Genomic DNA, 17,157 nt, shown 5'->3' on the forward strand with positions numbered 1-17,157 from the left:
TTCCCCTCTCGCAGGTCGGGGGCGGTTTCAGTGGCGCGCTTGACCCACGGCGCGGGCGGCGAGCAGCGCGTCGACCTCGTCGCGGCCGAAGCCCCACTCGAGCAGGAGCTCCGTCGTGTGCTGCCCGGCGGCGGGCGGTGGTGTCGTGGGCGCCGCGGGCGTACGGCTGAACCGGGGTGCGCCAGCCGGCTGCACCACGCCGTCGACCTCGACGAAGGTCCCTCGCGCGGTGTTGTGGGGATGGGCCGGTGCCTCGGCGAGCGTCAGTACGGGCGCGAAGCAGGTGTTGGTGCCTTCCAGCAGCCCGCACCACTCGTCGAGCGGCTTCGTCCTGAATACGTCCGCCAGCCGGGCCTTGTCCTCCGGCCAGGCGGAAGGGTCGCTCTGCCGGTGCAGGAGCTCGTCGTCGAGTCCCAGGCGCTGAAGCAGTTCCGCATAGAACTGCGGCTCGCCGCACCCGACCGTCACGTAGCGGCCGTCGGCGGTCTCGTAGACGTTGTAGAACGGGGCTCCGAGCCCCAGGACGTTGGAGCCGGGGGAGTCCGACCACAGGCCCTCGGCGCGCATCCCGTGGACGAGCGTGGTCAGCAGGGCCACACCGTCGATCATCGCGGCGTCGACGACCTGGCCCCGGCCCGAGCGTGACCGCTCGAACAAGGCGCTCAGGACGCCGACTAGCAGGAGCATTCCGCCGCCGCCGTAGTCGCCCAGGAGGTTGAGCGGCGGCGCGGGCGGCTCTTCACCGCGGCGCAGCGGGTCGAGCGCCCCGGCGAGGGCTACGTAGTTGATGTCGTGTCCGGGGGTCTGTACGTACGGCCCGTCCTGCCCCCAGCCGGTGATGCGTGCGTACACCAGCCGGGGGTTGCGCTCGAGGCAGACGTCCGGCCCGATGCCGAGGCGTTCGGCGACTCCTGGCCGGAAGCCCTCGAGGAGCACGTCGGCTCCGTCGACGAACCGGAGTACGGTCGCGAGGCCGTCCGGGTGTTTGAGGTCGACCGCCAGCGAGCGACGGCCGCGCGCCACCAGGTCGATCTTGCGGTGCCCGCGGATCATGCGCTCCGTCCCGCTCTCCTCGTCCGCGGGGCCGATGTCCTCCAGCCGGGCGATGCGCACCACGTCGGCCCCGAGATCGGCCAGAACCATGGCGCCGAACGGGGCCGGCCCCCGGGCCTGGAGCTCGACGACTTTCAGGTGCGACAGTGGTCCTGCCATGCGCCCCCCTCGCTCTCCACATCGAGGCAAAGAAAGTGTTCGCTCACTATAGCCGCCTGCTGGAGAAAGTGAGCCCTCGCTAGCTTTGCTCGTGGCCGGGCCACCGGCGAGGCCCGGATGGCGAACCAGGCGCTCACGACCACTGTCGTCGCCCGCTCGCCCGTGCTCGATACTTGGAAGCCTGGTGTGAATGGTTTCGATGCTTCGATCGGAGACAGATGAAACGGGCGCGCAAAGAGGTTCTCGTGGAGGAGACGTCGCGCGGAGTGCGTCTCGTGACCCTCGATCTGCCGGAACTGCGCAACGCCATGACCGAGCAGATGACGGAGACCTGGCGCGAGGTCATGGCGGAGATCCACCACGACAAGACGGTTCGCGCGGTCGTGCTGACGGGAGCCGGCACGTCGTTCTGTTCCGGTGCCGACCTGTCGTTTCTGGACCAGGGCAGTGCCCACCACCTCACGCCGGACCTGCTGCGGGACAAGATGGTGCCGTTCTACGACGCCTGGCTGATGGCCCGCCGCCTGCCCGTGCCCGTCGTGGCGGCGGTGAACGGGCCTACTGTCGGTGCCGGCCTGTGCCTCGCCCTCGCGTGCGATCTCCGCTATGCGAGCCGGGACGCGGTGTTCAGCGCGCCGTTTAACTCGCTCGGCACCCATGGCGGCATGGGCGTGAACTACCTGCTTCCCGAGGCGATCGGCATGCCTCGAGCCCGGGAGATGTTGTACACCAGTCGCACCGTGGACGCGGAAGAGGCACTGCACTGGGGGTTGGTCAATGACGTCGTCGATGACCCGCTGGAGCACAGCCTGCGGGTGGCGGAGGGCATCGCCCGCAGTGCACCCATCCCCACGCGGCTGACCAAAGCGGCATTGGAGCAGGCCGCGCACGGACTGGACGCGTCGCTGCGCTGGGAGGCGCTTGCGCAGCCGGTGACGATGGCGACCGAGGATCTGCACGAGGGAATCCAGGCACGTCGCGAGCACAGGCCGGCCGAATTCGAAGGCCGTTGAGGCCGTTGACGGACCGGGCCTGACCCGCTGACCACGGGTAGATTGATGGTTGTGATAACGTCCGCCGTTCAAAGGATAGCTCGATGAGGCAGCTCCCGAAGCCCGGTTCGACCGTCTCGGACGTGATGAAGGCGCTGAGTGACCCGATTCGCTGGGACATCGTCCAGCAGATGGCCGACGTGGACGAACTGCCCTGCGCGGCACTCGAGTCGACGCTTCCGGTCTCCAAGCCGACCATCTCCTACCACACCAAGATCCTGGCGCAGGCCGGGTTGATCAGCGTGCGCAAGGCCGGCCGCAACTTCTTCTATTCATTGAACCGGGAGGTGATCCGCAGCGTGATGGACGAGTTGTGGTCGCTGGCCCCGGAGCCGCAGCCGGTAAGGGAAGGCCGCGTCGACTACGACGCCTGGTCTCGTCGGCGTCGCGCCCGTCGCACCGATGACGCGACACAGGACAAGTCCACCGCACAGAACGAACTGACGCTACTGACCTGGTGAGTTCAAACGTGTGTGTCCTTGCCACCACTCTTCCAGTGGAGTTTCATACTTAGAAAATCATCAATCAACTGGGGGTGGCACAGGACATGGGCGCACAGGACGGCGCGACCCTGTACATCAACGGCGTCTGGAGCGGGGCGGACGGTGGCGCCAGCTTCGAGGTCACCGATCCCAGCACCAGGCAGGTCATCGGCAAGGCGGCGGACGCGGCCGCAGCCGAGACGCAGCGCGCCATCGACGCCGCGGCCGACGCCCTCCGGACCTGGAGCGTCCAGTCGCCCTACACGCGTGCGGAGGTTCTGCTGCGGGCTCACGCACTTATGCTCGATCGGGCCGAGGAGCTGGCCCGGCTGATGAGTCTGGAACAGGGCAAACCGCTGCGGGCCGCTCGAGCCGAGGTGCAGTACGGCGCCGACTTCCTGATCTGGTTCGCCGAGGAGGCCAAACGCGTCTACGGGACCACGATCCCCTCGCACCGGCCGAAGCAGCGTTTCACGGTGCATCGCCAGCCCGTCGGTGTCGTCGCGGGTATCACCCCGTGGAACTACCCGATCTCGATGATCACCCGCAAGGTCGCGCCCGCGATCGCCGCCGGTTGCACGATCGTGCTGAAACCGGCCGAGCAGACACCCCTGTGCGCGGCCGCGGTGTTCGAGCTGCTGCACGAAGCCGGCGTACCCGCAGGAGTGGTCAACCTCGTCTCGACCAGCCGCCCCGCCGAGGTGGGCGACACGTTGCTGGACTCGCCGGTCGTGCGCAAGCTGACCTTCACCGGCTCGACAGCGGTCGGCAAGATGCTGGCGAGCCGTGCGGCAGCGACGATGAAGCGCGTGTCCATGGAGCTGGGCGGGCACGCGCCGTTCATCGTGTTCGACGACGCGGATCCGGCACACGCGGCCAAGGGCGCGGCACTTGTGAAGTACCTCAATACCGGGCAGGCGTGCATCTGCCCCAACCGGATCTATGTCCAGAGGTCGATCTCCGACAATTTCTGCCGTGTGTTCACCGAACGAGTCCGCCGGTTGAAGCCCGGTCCGGGCCTGGACGAATCGTCCACCGTCGGCCCGCTCATCGACGCCGACGCGATGGCGAAGATGCAGCGGCACGTAGACGACGCAACGGGGAAGGGCGCGTCGGTCCTGGCCGGCGGGCAGCGCCTCACGGGCGACGGCCACGACGACGGGCTCTTCTTCGCGCCCACCGTGCTCGTGGACGTCACGCCGGACATGCTGATCTACCGCGAGGAGACCTTCGGCCCGATCGCGGCGATCATCCCGTTCGACGACGAGGACGAGGTGATCGCGATGGCCAACGACACGGTGTACGGCCTCGCCTCCTACGTCTACGCCAACGATCTCGCCCGGGCCACGCGCGTCTCGGAGGCCCTCAGGTTCGGCATCGTCGGGATCAACGACATCAATCCGACGGCGGCTGCGGCACCCTTCGGCGGCACCGGCGAGAGCGGGTTGGGGCGCGAGGGCGGCGCACAGGGACTCGACGAGTACCTCGACGTCAAGTTGGTCGGACACGTGCTGCCGTGACGTGACCCAGATGTCCCGCCGCACACCATCGGCGGCGGGACACACCGTCGTCCCTGCCGTCAGGACTTGTCGCGCGGACCGCCGGGAACATCCCACGTGGTCCACCGGAAGGGGACGCCGTGCGTGGTGGTGGGATCCGTGAGCAGGGTGTCGTCGTCTCGGGCGAGGGTCTTGATGCCCTTCGAAGACAGGTACGTCTCGGTCACGTCGAGGTCCTGCACCCGGAACGCCGCGGCGTGGTGCGCTCCGTTGTGGGCGGCCATGTCCTGAGCGGCGATCGTGCCGTCGGTGTTCGGAGTGGACAGCTGCACGACGGTGTCACCCAGCAGTACGTACGTGTCGTCGGTGCCGGTCAGGGCCGACGATCCCTTGTGCAGCACCGTTCCACCGAGCACATCCGCGTAGATCTTCTCGGCGCGGTCGCGGTCCGTGGTGAGCACCGTGGTGTAGGCCAGACCGGGCGTGGCGATCGGATGGTTGGCCACCCACCAGTTCGGATCCCAGTCCGGCGTCGGGTTGAGGCGGGGGTCCTTCGCCCGGGCGTTCTTGCCAGGCTGGGAGAACTGCAGCTGGGCGACCGTGTCCTTGGGGTGCGTCATGATGACGGCGTCCGGGCGCGGGCGGGCATCGGTGCGCAGCCCACCACTGGTGAACACACGCACGCCTGCCTCAGTGCACCGCTGCCAGATGTCGCCGACGTCACCGTCGACGTACCAGGCGATCGAATGCCAGTGGTTTCCGAATCCCTGGTAGAACCGCCCGAGCGCCGCGGTGTCCCAACCGGGCACGCGGAAGGCCGGGGCGAGCGGTTCGATCACGGTGTCGCCGAGCAGGACCAGCGACGCGTCGCGCTTTTCGAGTTCCAGGTAGTTGTGGTCCAGGAACCCGCGCCGGACGCTGAACACGTCGTCGTACCAAGTCTCGAGCGAGGGGAGGTCTCCCGTCATGTGGATGATGTGGAACAGGCGACCGATGGGCATGGGGTTCCTTTCCGTTGCGGCGGTCGTCCTGCGGCTCAGCGGCTCTGCTTGACCTGGCTGAAGGGGACGTCCCGGTCGGCGGCGTACTCGCGGGGCATGCCCAGCACGCGTTCGCTGATGATGTTGCGAGCCATCTCCGTGCTCCCGCCGCCGAGGCCCGAGGCCTGCCGGTAGATGTAGTCCTGGCCGACGTGGCCGAGCCCTTGCACGTCGCCGGGCTCGCCCGTCACCCCCACCGCACCCGCGATGCGCATCGCCAGGTCGACCTGCAGCCAGGCGCTCTCGGCGCGGAAGAGACGGATGAGGGAACTGGCCGAGGGCTGCATCCGGCCCGCGCCGATCGCCTGGGTGACCCGGGCGACGAGCTGCTCGTCCACCAGCCGCATCGCCCGGGCCTCCCCGATGTCCTCGCGGACCCGGGTCTCGGCGAGCTGACCGCTGCGCCGGGCCAGGTCGACGAGGTCCAGCACGTCACCGCCGATTCGCGGTCGTGCCCCGCTGAAGTACGGCGATCCCCCGCCGACCGCGGTGCGTTCATGGAACAGCTGCCGGGAGGCCGTCGCCCAGCCGCCGCCCACCTCGCCGAGCACCGAGTCGGCAGGCAGCACGACGTTGTCGAAGAACTCCTGGCAGAACTCGTTCGAGCCGTTGACCTGCTTGATCCGTTGGATCGTGACGCCCTCGGCATGCACCGGCATCAGGAACATCGTGAGCCCCTGGTGCTTGGGCGCGTCCCAGTCGGTCCGGGCCAGGCACAGCGCGTAGTCCGCGGCATAGGCACTCGAACTCCAGATCTTCGAGCCGTTGAGGACCCACACGTCGCCGTGGCGCTCAGCGCGCGTGGTGAGACCGGCGAGGTCGGAGCCGCCCCTGGGCTCGGACAGGAACTGCACCAGCAGCTCCTCGCCCCTGAGCACAGCAGGAATGTGCGTCCGCTTCTGTTCCTCGGTTCCCATGTCCAGGATCGTCGGTGCGCAGATCCCGAAGGTCGGCATGTTCAGCGCCAGTGGCATCTCGTAGCCCAGCGATTCCTCGGTGAAGGCCCGCTGATGGGCGGGTGTGAGGCCGAGGCCGCCGTACTCCCCGGGGAAGCAGATACCGGCGAAACCGCCCTCGTGCAGGACCTTCTGCAGTACGCGGGCGCGATCCCACTCCGCGTCGTCGTCGACCCGTCGGTACGGCTGGGACGCCGGCGGCAGGTTCTCCTTGAGCCAGCGACGGGCGCGGGCACGGAAACTCTCGACGGGTTCGAGATCCAGCTCGTCGGCGCTCATGCGGCAGCACTCCTGTCCAACAGGTCGGTGATCCGGCGCCGATGCTCCTCCGGCGTCCCGTAGAGGGCGCGGTCGAGCGTGACGCGGCGCAGATAGAGGTGCACGTCGTGCTCCCAGGTCACGCCGATGCCGCCGTGCATCTGGACGCAGTCCTGGACGATGACCGGTGCCTTCGCGCCGACGTAGGATTTCGCGGCGCTGACCGTCTCGGCGGCCCGCTCGGGTTCCTCGTCGAGACTGCGCGCCGCCGCCGACGCTATCGCGTGACAGGCTTCGAGCCATGTCTTGTTGTCCGCCATCCGATGCTTGAGCGCCTGGTAGGAGGCCAGCGGCCGGCCGAAGCTGTACCGGTCGAACATCCACTGCACGGTGAACTCGAGCGTGCGGTCGACGGCGCCCGCCATTTCGGCGGTCGCGAGAGCGGCTGCGACGTGCAGTTGAGCTTCCGCGGCGGCGGCCGCTTGCGTGCCCCGCTGGACCACGGCGTCAGGCCCGAGCGCGACGTCCGTGAAGTCCACCTGAGCGGTGTGCCGGACCACGTCGAGCGTCCAGACCGGAGTGACCGCAACTCCGGGCGCGTCGGCAGGCACGAGGAGCTGTACCGGCCCGTCCGGCGATCGGGCCGTCACCAGGAACACATCGGCCTGGTCACCGGACTCGACGCGGTCAGCAGTGCCGGACAACCGGTACCCCTCGCCGTCGGGCTCGGCCCTGGGACCGGGAGCCGTCAGGTCGAGGCCGCGGGCCGGTTCGTACAGGGCCCATGCGGCGACCGTCTCCCCGCTCATGATCGAGGCGATGATGTCCGCGAACCGCTCGCCGGTCCGGACGAGCCCGGTCAACACGGCGCTGGTGGTCGTCAGCGGGCCGGGCGCGCACGTCTTCCCCATCTCCTCGGCGACGATGACCAGATCGCCCATCGGGGAACCCGACACGGTGCCACCGCCAAGCCGTTCGGGCACCAGCATCGCCGTCCAGCCGAGTTCGGCGCCCCGCCGCCACCAGTCGCGGTCGAACCCCAGCCCGGAGTCGGCCAATGCGCGGACCTTGCTGATCGGTACCGTTTTGTCCAGGTACTCGCGGGTGGTCGATTGGAACAATCGCTGGTCGGGCGTCAGGTCCAGATTCATATGTGGCGGCTCTCCAGGAGGGATGAGTCCGGGAGACTCTCGTGCCTGAGCCTCCGCGGTCGTGCTGAACCGACCTCAAGTTTTGATACTTGTGAAATTACTTGAGTCGGGTTGCCGCCTGTCAAGAAGAGGTGTCGGCCGCGGCTGACCTGTCGCACCAGGAACAGGCAGGCACTTCGGAGCGCCGTCACGCGGCTGACGCCGACCACCGTGCCCGGCCTGCCGCATGGTTGGCGGCGATGAACGAGAAGACGGCGGACGCGCCGATGCTCGCCCCGGCGCCCGGGTACGTGCGTCCTATGACGCGCCCGCGTAGTAGTCATGCCACGCTATGCGTCGCCCACAGACGCCGCAAGGCATGAGCGTCCCGTGATGTGTGCTGCTACCCCTCCCTGTACGTGGGGGCCACCGCGGTCAAGTGGGCGGCCCTGTCAGCCCATTGCGCCGGGCAACCGCACTTGCTACGTTCGGTCGGAACAAATGTTAGGTTGCCGATGCGCGGCACCTGTGGTCCACGACGCACTTCCCGGGACACCTGCCGAGGCCGAGGCGTTCTGCCTAGCCAGCGCATCCCTCCGGCGGTCTGAGCCGCCGGTGTCAGCGGCCGTGCAGCGTGCACAGGATGAAAGAGCGGCTGTATCGGCAACGGCCTCCGCTGGGGCGTGAGCTCACTCGAAGGAGCAAGAATGACGTCCACATCGCGGGTGGAGATCGGCCAGGACCTCGCGCGCGAACTGTATTCGGCCATGACCGTGGCCCAGGCGTGTGACGAACGTCTGCGAAAGGGCATCCGCCGGGGCGAGTTCGCCACCACCATCTGGCCGTCGCGCGGGCAGGAGGCCGTCGCCGCGGGCATGGGCGCCGCGCTGCGGCGCGACGATCGCCTCGTGACGACCTATCGCGGAATCCACGACCTGATCGCCAAGGGGGTGCCGCTCACCGAGATCATCGGTGAGGTTCTCGGCCGGAGCATCGGGGCATCCCGCGGCAAGGGCGGGACCATGCACATCACGTGTCCTGACGAAGGCGTCATGCTGTCGACGGGAATCGTCGGCGCCGGGGTCCCGGTGGCCGTAGGCCTGGCCCTCGCGGCGAAGCAGCAGGGGAGTGACCGGGTCGCCGCAGTCTGCTTCGGCGACGGGGCGACGAACACCGGCTCCTTCCACGAAGGCATGAACCTGGCCTCGACGTGGCAGCTGCCCGTGATCTTCATCTGCCAGAACAACCAGTACGCCGAGATGACCCCCGTCGCCGAGACGATGCACATCGAGCAGGTCGCCGATCGTCGGTTGGCCTATGCCATGCCGGGGCAACGTGTCGACGGCAACGATCCAGAGGCCGTTTATCGCGCCGTCTCCGAGGCGGTCGAGCGGGGGCGGCAGGGCGGGGGGCCGACCTTCCTGGAATGCCTGACGTTCCGCTTCGAAGGCCACTACGCCGGCGACCCTCAGCGTTATGTGCCTGCCGACGTGCTCGCCGCGGCTGAGCAGGCCGATCCGATCCCGGCCTACCGCAGGAAGCTGCTCGGGACCGGCGTCCTGACGGAAGGCGAGCTGTCGGCGATCGAGGAGGAGTCGGTGGCGCGAGTCGAGAAGGCGCTGGAAGAGGTGCTCGCCTCACCGGTGCCGGAGCCCACCGAGATCGACAGGGATTTCTTCGCCGACATGAAGGGCGTTCCCGTATGACGGCGGTGGCCGACTCCAAGACCATGACAGTCCTTGCCGCCATCAATGAGGCACTGGACGAAGCACTTGCCGCTGATCCGCGCGTCTTCCTGCTGGGAGAGGATCTCGCGGATCCGGCGGGCGGGGTTTCCGGCGCCACGGCGGGGCTGTCGACGAAGTACGGGCGCGATCGGGTCCTCGACACTCCCATCTCGGAGGCGGCCATCGCGGGAGCCGCCATCGGGGCCGCCATCGAGGGACAGATTCCGGTCGCCGAGATCATGATCATGGACTTCATCGGCATCGCGATGGACCAGATCGTGAACGTGGCCGCAAAGGCCCGATTCATGTCGGCCGATCGGACACCCTGTCCGCTCACGATCCGCACGGCGTGCTTCGGCGGACTGGGGTCAGGCGCGACACACTCGCAGTCGCTCGAAGCCTGGTTCATGCACATCCCCGGTATCAAGGTGATCGTCCCGAGTACACCGGCGGACACCAAGGGACTGCTCAAGGCCGCCGTCTTCGATCCGGATCCGTGCCTCTTCATCGAGTCCTCCGCGATGCGCGGAAAACGCGGGGAAGTGCCGATCGGGGATGACCACATCGTCGAGCTCGGCACAGCAGACATCAAACGAAGCGGCGGGGATGTCACCGTGATCACCTACGGCCGCGGCGTGTTCGACTCACTGGAGGCTGCAGAGCAGTCGGCAGCGGACGGCATCGACGTCGAGGTCCTGGACCTTCGCACACTGGTTCCATTGGACATGGGTCTCGTCCTCGAATCGGTACGCCGCACCGGGCGTGCTGTGGTGGCCCACCATGCGACGGAGTTCGCAGGACCGGGCGCCGAGCTCGCCGCGCGTATCAGCGCGGAGCTGTTCGGGCAGTTGAAGGCGCCGGTGGCGCGCGTGGGCGCACGATTCCGGCCCATCCCCGCCCGGGTTCTGGAAAAGGAAGTACTCCCCAATGCCGAGCGCATCGGTTCGGCCGTCAGGGCAACGGTGGGATACAAGCGATGACGAAGACAGTTCCGGTGCAGATGCCCAAGCTGAGCATGGCCGCGGAAGAGGGCGTCTTCATGGAGTGGCTTGTGGCGGACGGGCAGCACGTCGTCGAGGAGCAACCGATCTACCTGGTGGCGACCGACAAGGTGGAGACCGAGGTCACCGCTCCGGCGACCGGTGTGCTCAGGCACGGACCAGTGGAGGCGGAGGCCACGTACCCCGTGGGCACCGAGCTGGCCACCATCGAAGTGGCCGGGAACCCGTAGCCTCGCCGGCTGTCTCCGTGAGGAGAGGTGAGCGTCCGGAGTGACATGGACGTTTGGCATACTGAACCAGTGGAAAAGCCGCCCGTCGCAGAACCGCCCATCAGGCAACCCGATGGCGGGCGCCGTGCTGAGATCCTGGACACCGCCTCTGATGTGTTCGCGTCCTCCGGCTACGTCGGAACGACACTCAAGGACGTCGCCGACGCATGCGGAATCCTCCCCGGCAGTCTGTACCACCACTTCGAGTCCAAGGAATCGATCGCGGTCGAGCTCCTCGAGCGCTATCAGACCGAACTCGATGCCATAGGCCGGTCGGCGCTCGATGAGTTGGACCAGTCCGACGCGGATACGGCATTCACTCGTATAACAACGTACGCGGTAGCCATCGCCGGGTGCGCCATCCGCCACCGGGCGGCTGTGCAACTCTCCCTCTATGAACCGCACACGGGCGCCGGCCAGGAACTCGTCACGCTGGCGCGCCGACAGCCGGTCAACATCCACACCGGAATGCAGAAGCTGCTGGATGAGGCGCGACAAACGGGCTATTTCAAGGCTCGCATCGACCTGTCGATTCTCTCCGAACAGCTCTGCCAGACGATGCTGCATACGGGCATGTCGGTGCTGCACCGGGAGTCGTCGGCCCATCAGGTGGCCACCACGCTGTGCCGTCTGCTTCTGGAAGGCCTGTCGACGCGGCCGTACACCGATCCGGAACTGGACCGGTCGGCCGCCATGCGGGCCGCTGAGCGCGCGGTCGTCGTCACCTGGTCTGAACAGGAAGGCGCGGAGCCGAACGACCGGTTGGCGCTGATCCGCTCGGTCGCCCGCGTCGAATTCGCCCGCCGTGGGTACGAAGCGACGACGGTGCGGGACATCGCCTCGGCTGCGGGCATGGGCACGGGCAGCGTGTACCGTTTCGTCGAGTCGAAGAACGCGCTGCTCGATTCGATCATGGGATCCTTCCACGCCAAGCTCTCCAGCGCGTACGGCAGCGTGATCACATCGGACTCGACTCCCATTGAAAAACTTGACGCGTTGACCTGGATCAACCTCAATGCGGTCGAGCGATTCGACCGGGAATTCCAGATCCAGAGAGCGTGGCTGAGACAGCGTCCCCCCGACACGAGCGCCGTTTTCAGTGCGCTGAAGAAGAGAGCGCGTCAGATCAGGGATGTGATCGACGAGGGACAGCACTCAGGCGAGATCCGCCTGGAAGGGGTGTCGATCGACCGACTGACATCCTGCGTCCGCGATCTGATCTGGGTGCCCCCGCCCGTGGTCGAGCGGGTGGGCAAACACACCGCGCTCGCCCATTCACGCGAGACTCTGATCCGCGGTGCGGTCTCCCGCCGCGCGGCCTGAGCGGGTCGGCTGAAGGTACCCGATGGCGGCCACCAGCCGTCCAGGTCTCCGACACACACTTGCCGCACCACGGGCTTCAATTTCCGTGCCCAGGTTGGGTGTCCAGGCCGCCGACCGCCTGACCCGCGGCGTGCACACCTCTTGTGTGGGGCACGGCTCATGCCTAGAGTGAACAAATATTTGGTTCCCCTGGGGTGTGCGGGATCTGCGCACTCTCATGCGGCTTACGGGCATGGTCCGCCGCGACCAGACGTGCGTCGCCGCTGTCGATGTCCGTCGACGAGCTGATCGGAAGGGACCCCCATCAGCATGACAGTCACCGATTTCAACCGTGAGCCGCCGACGGCAGGCGAAGGCGAGGACGCTCCTCTCGGCCCCAACCCGCCGGAGCTCCAGCGCAAGGTCCCGTTCGCGATGCGGGACTCCAGGCACGTGCCGAAGGAGCGCTACTACTCGCGCGAGTTCTTCGAGCTGGAGAAGGAGCATCTGTGGCCGCACGTATGGCAGATGGGCGCGCGCGAGGAGGAGCTGCCGAATCCCGGCGACTATGTCGAGTACGAGATCGCCGGCACGTCGATCCTGATCGTCCGTCAGCGGGACGGTTCCATCAAGGCACTGCACAACGCGTGCAGGCACCGTGCCACCGAGCTGGCCAAGGGCACAGGGCGCCTGCCCGGTGGCCAGCTCGTGTGCCCCTTCCACGGGTGGCGCTGGAACCTCGACGGGTCGTCCTCGTTCGTCTACGGTGCGTCCTCGTTCGAACCGTCCTGTCTGATCCCTGAGGACCTGCGGTTGCGCGAGTGTCTCGTCGAGACATGGGCCGGCATGGTGTGGATCAACATGGACCCCGACGCGCGTCCGCTGCAGGAGGCGCTGTCGCCGGTGGCGGCGCTGCTTGAGGGCGTCGGCGTCGGCAACATGCGGGTGAAGTGGTGGAAGCAGACCATCCTGAATGCCAACTGGAAAATGGCGCAAGAGGCGTTCTTCGAGGGTTATCACGTCATGCAGACGCATCCGCAGCTCCTGCAGGGCGGCAGTGTCGAGGACGCCGAGCGGCAGAGTGCGTCGGTCGAGTACACGACGTTCAGGAACGGCCATGCGCGATTCCAGAGTGGCGCGGCGAAGAACGAAGGCGAATATCAGGCGAGGGACGGAGAGAAGTTCATCGAGGCCGGGCGGCTGCTCGCGCAGGGCCAGGACGCGATGACGCTGGAACAGGACGTCAAGATATTCGAGGGGCTTCGCAACAAGATCGGCGTCGGCAGTCCCGACTTCGCGAAAGCCGCCATCGCCGCGCTGTACGAATACGCCGAGGGTGCGGGCATTCCGATGGCCCCGATGTCGGAGTACACACGGCTGTGGGGCGGCGACATCTTCATGTTCCCCAACTACCTCATGCTGCCGATGTACGGGAACTGCCTGTCCTACCGCATCCGGCCCTACGGCGACGATCCAGAACGGTGTCTGTTCGACGTGTGGTCGCTGACCACGTATCCGGTGGGGCAGGAGCCGGAGCGCGCCGAGCTGCTGGGCGTGTTCGACAAGGAAGACACCGAGCACTGGGGCCTGATCCCACGCCAGGACTTCAGCAACATCGAGCGCCAGCAGCGCGGTCTGCATTCGCTCGGGTTCGAGGAGAGCCGGCTGTCGAGCCATTACGAGATGTCGATCAGCAACATGCACGAGGAGCTGGACCGCGTCATCGCCGAGCTCCTGTAGACGGGCATGGCAAAGGTAAGAGTCGAGCCGACGGGCGTGGAATTCGACGTCAGGACCGGTGAGTCGGTGGCGGAAGCAGCGTGGCGGCTCGGATACACCTGGCCGACCAACTGCTGGGGCCAAGCTGAATGCATGGTCTGCTTCGTCATGGTGGTCGACGGGGAACTACAGACCGAACCCCCCGAGGAGAACGAACTGCGCCAGTTGCGTACCCGGCTTCCGGTGCGCCTGCGCAGTCCGCTCACTCGGCTCGCCTGCAGGCTGAAGATCAATGGCGCTGGTGTCGTCCTGGAGAAGAAGGGCGTCCAGCGTCCCGCCACCTCGGAAAACCATGACCAAGCCGTCAGTGAGGAACCCGAATGAAACTTCTGGTCTACTCCAATGCCCGCGAAGGCAGGGACGAAGAATTCAACGAGTGGTACGACAAGGTGCACTTGCCCGACCTGCTGAGCATTCCCGGTGTAACGGCCGCCACCCGCTACCGCGTCCAGACGAGGGACGGTGAGATCCCCGAGCACCGGTATCTGACGATCTACGAGCTGGAGGGTGACCCGGAGGCCGTGCTGCAGGAGCTCCGCTCGCGTTCGGCCAGCGGGGAGTTCCGGAGGAGTGACAGTGTCGACGCCTCCACCGCCAAGATCACGACGTGGAAGCCCATCTGACGTGATCTGCCCGCGAGTTGAGCGCGGTACGGGGAGCGACAGTGTCTTGGAGCGGGCAGACAGGAGTGCTAGCGTATGGGAACAAATATTAGGTTCGGGCGGAGGCTCGATCCGGAGGGGGGCGCGGAATGAGGCGCCACAGTGACGGGACGCAGACGGCTCTCATCGATGCGAGCGTCCACATCTTCTTCAAGTCCAACGCCGACATGCGGAGCTTCCTCCGGGAGCCGTTCCGCAGCCGTGGCATCCCCGATGTGGAGATGGACTGGTACGGCGCCCCGGGCGGCGAGTACGCGCCGGGGACAAGCGGACCGGATGGGGGATACCCCGGCTCCGACCCCGATGCGGTCGGTGCGAGGTTGTTCACCGAGGGCGGGGTGGACGTGGCGGTACTCCATCCCATGACGCGAGGTACGCTGCCGGATCGGCACCTGACCAGCGCCGTGCTCTCCGCGCACAACGACATGATGGTGTCGAGGTGGCTGGACGGCGGCCGGTTCGCCGACCGCTACCGCGGGACCATCCGAGTGAACCCGGACGACGTCCCGGGTGCGCTGCGCGAGATCAGCCGGTGGCGGAGCCACCCGAAGGTCGTCCAGATCGGCGTGCCGCTGCAGTCCCGCGAGCTGTACGGCAAGCCCCAGTTCTGGCCGATATGGGAGGCGGCCGCGGACGCCGGCCTGCCCGTGGCGGCGCACATCGAGACGGGCCACGGTGTCGGTTTCGCACCCACACCGTCCGGACACCCGAGGACCTACGAGCAGTACGCCGGCTTCATGGCCCTCAACTACGTGTACCACCTTATGAACATGATCGCGGAGGGCGTCTTCGAGCACTTTGCGGACCTGAAGTTCGTCTGGGCCGACGGTGCCGCGGACCTGCTCACGCCGTTCATGTGGCGGATGGACACGTTCGGGCGGCCCCACCTCGAGCAGACGCCGTGGGCGCCGCACATGCCCAGCGACTACCTGCCCGGACATGTGTTCTTCGTCCAGGGGAGCCTGGACGGTCCCGGGGACGTGGAGTTCGCCGGCGAGTGGCTCGGGTTCACAGGCAAGGAAGACATGGTCATGTTCGGCTCCAGCTTTCCGCACTGGCAGCTCAACGACCCGGAGAGGCTGGCGAGTTCGCTGACGGCCGAGCAGCGGGACAAGATCTGCTGGCGCAACGCGGCGGAGCTCTACGGCATCGATGTTCCGGCGACGACCTCGGCGTCGCGATGACGGTCCGTGGAAACGGAGGCAACCCATGACGGCTGTGGAGACGAAGGAACGAGTTCCGAGCACCGAACATGTCGCGATTCGCGTCGTGGACTCGGACGTCCACCCCGTTCCGCGACCCGGTGTGATCAACGAGTACATCCCGGAGCCGTACAGGAGCAAGTACTTCCTGTCCCGTCGGGTCGGCAGCACGATCACCTACGACGCGCCCGACTTCGCGCACGCCTTCGCCATGCGCGTTGACGCGTTCACATCCGAGGGCGGATTCCCGGGCAGCGATCCCGATCTGGCGTTCAAGCAGCTCATCCTCGAGGCGGGTTCGGACATCGCGGTCCTGGAGCCGGGTATCAAGATGGCCCGCCTGCCGGAGTTCACGCAGGCACTGTGCACCGCCACGAACCACTGGCTCGACGAGCACTGGCTCGACAGCCGCAACAACTGGCATCAGCGGTGGCGGGGTTCGATCTGCGCCGCGGCCGAAGACCCGCAGGGGGCGGTCCGGGAGATCGAGCAGTGGGCCGGACACCCGTACATGGCGCAGGTCCTCATTCGAGCAGAACCCTGGCCGGCGTGGGGCGACCCGAAGTACGACCCGGTGTGGGCCGCCGCGACCAAACACGACATCGCGGTGAGCTGCCACCTCAGCAGGGGCGCCTACGAGACGAGCCCGATGTCACCGGTAGGCTTCCCCAGCTACAACCACGACTTCATGGTCACCTACTCGCTGCTGGCAGCCAATCAGGTGATGAGCCTGATCTTCGACGGCGTGTTCGACCGGTTCCCCACGCTGCGGATCGTGCTGGTCGAGCACGCGTTCACCTGGATCCTGCCGCTCATGTGGCGCATGGACGCCATCTACGAGGCGCGGAAGTCGTGGCTCGAGATCAAGCGCAAGCCGTCGGAGTATGTGAAGCAGCACATCAAGTTCACGACACAGCCGCTGGACTACCCCGAGGACAAGACCGAACTCATCAAGGCGTTCGAGTGGATGGACTGCGAGAAGATCCTGCTGTTCTCCTCCGACTATCCGCACTGGACGTTCGACGATCCCCGCTGGCTGGTCAAGCACCTGCCCGAGCACGCCCGCGAGCCGATCATGTTCCGGAACGGGATCGAGACCTATCACCTCCCGGAGACGGTGCCGGCGCTCGACGGACAGGTGCGGGTGTTCTGAGTTGGCCGACGAGACATTGCCGCGCCTCGCGCAGGGCCGTGAGCACGTGGTGGCCACGGTGGACGAAATTCCGCACGGCGGGTTCAAGCTCGTGCCCATCGGCCGTCATGGGGTCGGCGTCTACAACGTGAACGGCACGTTCTACGCGATCGCCAACTACTGCCCGCACGAAGGCGGTCCGCTGTGTTCGGGCCGCCTTCGCGGACGGACAGTGGTGGACGACGATACGCCGGGCGGCGCTGTGGTGGACCGGGACCTGGAGTACATCCACTGCCCGTGGCACCAGTGGGGTTTCGAGCTGGCGACGGGAACGACCGCGGTGAAGCCGGAGTGGAGCATCCGCACCTACCCGGTACGGGTGGTGGGAGACGACGTCCTGGTGACCGCCTGAAACCACCCGACCGTCGCGGAGGCCGCTGCCCGCGGGTCGCCG

At 67.1% G+C, this 17,157-nt stretch carries 17 protein-coding genes; 13 read left to right on the forward strand and 4 right to left on the reverse strand.

Annotation, left to right across the window (positions count from 1 at the left end; genetic code table 11):
- Nucleotides 1-27 precede the first annotated feature (27 nt).
- Complete coding sequence (locus ACWD4J_RS38250) at nt 28-1,212, reverse strand: CaiB/BaiF CoA transferase family protein (protein WP_451400152.1); 1,185 nt, start codon at nt 1,210-1,212, stop codon at nt 28-30.
- Between the two features lie 218 nt (nt 1,213-1,430).
- Between ACWD4J_RS38250 and ACWD4J_RS38255 the strand changes: the two genes are divergently transcribed.
- From ACWD4J_RS38255 to ACWD4J_RS38265, 3 genes are all read left to right on the forward strand, one after another.
- Nucleotides 1,431-2,225: an enoyl-CoA hydratase/isomerase family protein gene (locus tag ACWD4J_RS38255; protein ID WP_451400153.1), complete on the forward strand. Its 795-nt coding sequence runs from the start codon at nt 1,431-1,433 to the stop codon at nt 2,223-2,225.
- A gap of 83 nt (nt 2,226-2,308) precedes the next feature.
- Nucleotides 2,309-2,725: an ArsR/SmtB family transcription factor gene (locus tag ACWD4J_RS38260; RefSeq protein WP_451400154.1), complete on the forward strand. Its 417-nt coding sequence runs from the start codon at nt 2,309-2,311 to the stop codon at nt 2,723-2,725.
- Nucleotides 2,726-2,811: 86 nt separating this feature from the next.
- Entirely contained in the window at nt 2,812-4,266 is a 1,455-nt protein-coding gene (locus ACWD4J_RS38265; RefSeq protein WP_451400155.1) for an NAD-dependent succinate-semialdehyde dehydrogenase, read from the forward strand.
- A 59-nt stretch (nt 4,267-4,325) separates the two neighbouring features.
- On the opposite strand, the gene ACWD4J_RS38270 is transcribed toward ACWD4J_RS38265, so the two are convergent.
- The 3 genes from ACWD4J_RS38270 to ACWD4J_RS38280 are packed head-to-tail and all read right to left on the reverse strand — an operon-like array spanning nt 4,326 to nt 7,650.
- Nucleotides 4,326-5,246 (reverse strand): VOC family protein, encoded by a 921-nt coding sequence (locus tag ACWD4J_RS38270; protein ID WP_451400156.1) that lies wholly within the window; start codon nt 5,244-5,246, stop codon nt 4,326-4,328.
- 35 nt (nt 5,247-5,281) lie between these two features.
- Nucleotides 5,282-6,520: an acyl-CoA dehydrogenase family protein gene (locus ACWD4J_RS38275; protein WP_451400157.1), complete on the reverse strand. Its 1,239-nt coding sequence runs from the start codon at nt 6,518-6,520 to the stop codon at nt 5,282-5,284.
- Nucleotides 6,517-7,650: an acyl-CoA dehydrogenase family protein gene (locus tag ACWD4J_RS38280; protein ID WP_451400158.1), complete on the reverse strand. Its 1,134-nt coding sequence runs from the start codon at nt 7,648-7,650 to the stop codon at nt 6,517-6,519. Before ACWD4J_RS38280 ends, ACWD4J_RS38275 begins: the two co-directional genes overlap by 4 nt.
- A 704-nt stretch (nt 7,651-8,354) precedes the next feature.
- Here ACWD4J_RS38280 and ACWD4J_RS38285 point away from each other — a divergent pair.
- The 10 genes from ACWD4J_RS38285 (at nt 8,355) to ACWD4J_RS38330 (ending at nt 17,115) form a co-directional block, all read left to right on the forward strand.
- Complete coding sequence (locus ACWD4J_RS38285; protein WP_451400159.1) at nt 8,355-9,335, forward strand: thiamine pyrophosphate-dependent dehydrogenase E1 component subunit alpha; 981 nt, start codon at nt 8,355-8,357, stop codon at nt 9,333-9,335.
- Nucleotides 9,332-10,336 carry an alpha-ketoacid dehydrogenase subunit beta gene (locus ACWD4J_RS38290; protein ID WP_451400160.1) on the forward strand — a complete coding sequence of 335 codons (1,005 nt, stop codon included), beginning with the start codon at nt 9,332-9,334 and terminating at the stop codon, nt 10,334-10,336. The genes ACWD4J_RS38285 and ACWD4J_RS38290 overlap by 4 nt, the downstream gene beginning before the upstream one ends.
- Nucleotides 10,333-10,587, forward strand: a complete 255-nt coding sequence (locus ACWD4J_RS38295; protein ID WP_451400161.1) for a biotin/lipoyl-containing protein — start codon at nt 10,333-10,335, stop codon at nt 10,585-10,587. The genes ACWD4J_RS38290 and ACWD4J_RS38295 overlap by 4 nt, the downstream gene beginning before the upstream one ends.
- Before the next feature lie 69 nt (nt 10,588-10,656).
- Nucleotides 10,657-11,949 carry a TetR/AcrR family transcriptional regulator gene (locus tag ACWD4J_RS38300; RefSeq protein WP_451400162.1) on the forward strand — a complete coding sequence of 431 codons (1,293 nt, stop codon included), beginning with the start codon at nt 10,657-10,659 and terminating at the stop codon, nt 11,947-11,949.
- A 309-nt stretch (nt 11,950-12,258) separates the two neighbouring features.
- Entirely contained in the window at nt 12,259-13,668 is a 1,410-nt protein-coding gene (locus tag ACWD4J_RS38305) for an aromatic ring-hydroxylating oxygenase subunit alpha (protein ID WP_451400163.1), read from the forward strand.
- 6 nt (nt 13,669-13,674) lie between these two features.
- Nucleotides 13,675-14,031 (forward strand): 2Fe-2S iron-sulfur cluster-binding protein, encoded by a 357-nt coding sequence (locus tag ACWD4J_RS38310; RefSeq protein ID WP_451400164.1) that lies wholly within the window; start codon nt 13,675-13,677, stop codon nt 14,029-14,031.
- Nucleotides 14,028-14,330, forward strand: coding sequence for a hypothetical protein (locus ACWD4J_RS38315; protein ID WP_451400165.1), 303 nt, complete (start codon nt 14,028-14,030; stop codon nt 14,328-14,330). The genes ACWD4J_RS38310 and ACWD4J_RS38315 overlap by 4 nt, the downstream gene beginning before the upstream one ends.
- Before the next feature lie 128 nt (nt 14,331-14,458).
- Complete coding sequence (locus ACWD4J_RS38320) at nt 14,459-15,553, forward strand: amidohydrolase family protein (protein WP_451400166.1); 1,095 nt, start codon at nt 14,459-14,461, stop codon at nt 15,551-15,553.
- 25 nt (nt 15,554-15,578) lie between these two features.
- Nucleotides 15,579-16,724: an amidohydrolase family protein gene (locus ACWD4J_RS38325; protein ID WP_451400167.1), complete on the forward strand. Its 1,146-nt coding sequence runs from the start codon at nt 15,579-15,581 to the stop codon at nt 16,722-16,724.
- A gap of 1 nt (nt 16,725) precedes the next feature.
- Nucleotides 16,726-17,115 carry a Rieske (2Fe-2S) protein gene (locus ACWD4J_RS38330; RefSeq protein WP_451400168.1) on the forward strand — a complete coding sequence of 130 codons (390 nt, stop codon included), beginning with the start codon at nt 16,726-16,728 and terminating at the stop codon, nt 17,113-17,115.
- Nucleotides 17,116-17,157: the final 42 nt, after the last annotated feature.

Source organism: Streptomyces sp. NPDC002577 (assembly GCF_053594815.1).

Coding starts and splice junctions, on each gene's coding strand:
- ACWD4J_RS38250 (WP_451400152.1), bottom strand. CDS start 1,212: ATGGCAGGACCACTGTCGCACCTGAAAGTCGTCGAGCTCCAGGCCCGG.
- ACWD4J_RS38290 (WP_451400160.1), top strand. CDS start 9,332: ATGACGGCGGTGGCCGACTCCAAGACCATGACAGTCCTTGCCGCCATC.
- ACWD4J_RS38260 (WP_451400154.1), top strand. CDS start 2,309: ATGAGGCAGCTCCCGAAGCCCGGTTCGACCGTCTCGGACGTGATGAAG.
- ACWD4J_RS38310 (WP_451400164.1), top strand. CDS start 13,675: ATGGCAAAGGTAAGAGTCGAGCCGACGGGCGTGGAATTCGACGTCAGG.
- ACWD4J_RS38275 (WP_451400157.1), bottom strand. CDS start 6,520: ATGAGCGCCGACGAGCTGGATCTCGAACCCGTCGAGAGTTTCCGTGCC.
- ACWD4J_RS38320 (WP_451400166.1), top strand. CDS start 14,459: ATGAGGCGCCACAGTGACGGGACGCAGACGGCTCTCATCGATGCGAGC.
- ACWD4J_RS38265 (WP_451400155.1), top strand. CDS start 2,812: ATGGGCGCACAGGACGGCGCGACCCTGTACATCAACGGCGTCTGGAGC.
- ACWD4J_RS38270 (WP_451400156.1), bottom strand. CDS start 5,246: ATGCCCATCGGTCGCCTGTTCCACATCATCCACATGACGGGAGACCTC.
- ACWD4J_RS38315 (WP_451400165.1), top strand. CDS start 14,028: ATGAAACTTCTGGTCTACTCCAATGCCCGCGAAGGCAGGGACGAAGAA.
- ACWD4J_RS38295 (WP_451400161.1), top strand. CDS start 10,333: ATGACGAAGACAGTTCCGGTGCAGATGCCCAAGCTGAGCATGGCCGCG.
- ACWD4J_RS38280 (WP_451400158.1), bottom strand. CDS start 7,650: ATGAATCTGGACCTGACGCCCGACCAGCGATTGTTCCAATCGACCACC.
- ACWD4J_RS38325 (WP_451400167.1), top strand. CDS start 15,579: ATGACGGCTGTGGAGACGAAGGAACGAGTTCCGAGCACCGAACATGTC.
- ACWD4J_RS38255 (WP_451400153.1), top strand. CDS start 1,431: ATGAAACGGGCGCGCAAAGAGGTTCTCGTGGAGGAGACGTCGCGCGGA.
- ACWD4J_RS38305 (WP_451400163.1), top strand. CDS start 12,259: ATGACAGTCACCGATTTCAACCGTGAGCCGCCGACGGCAGGCGAAGGC.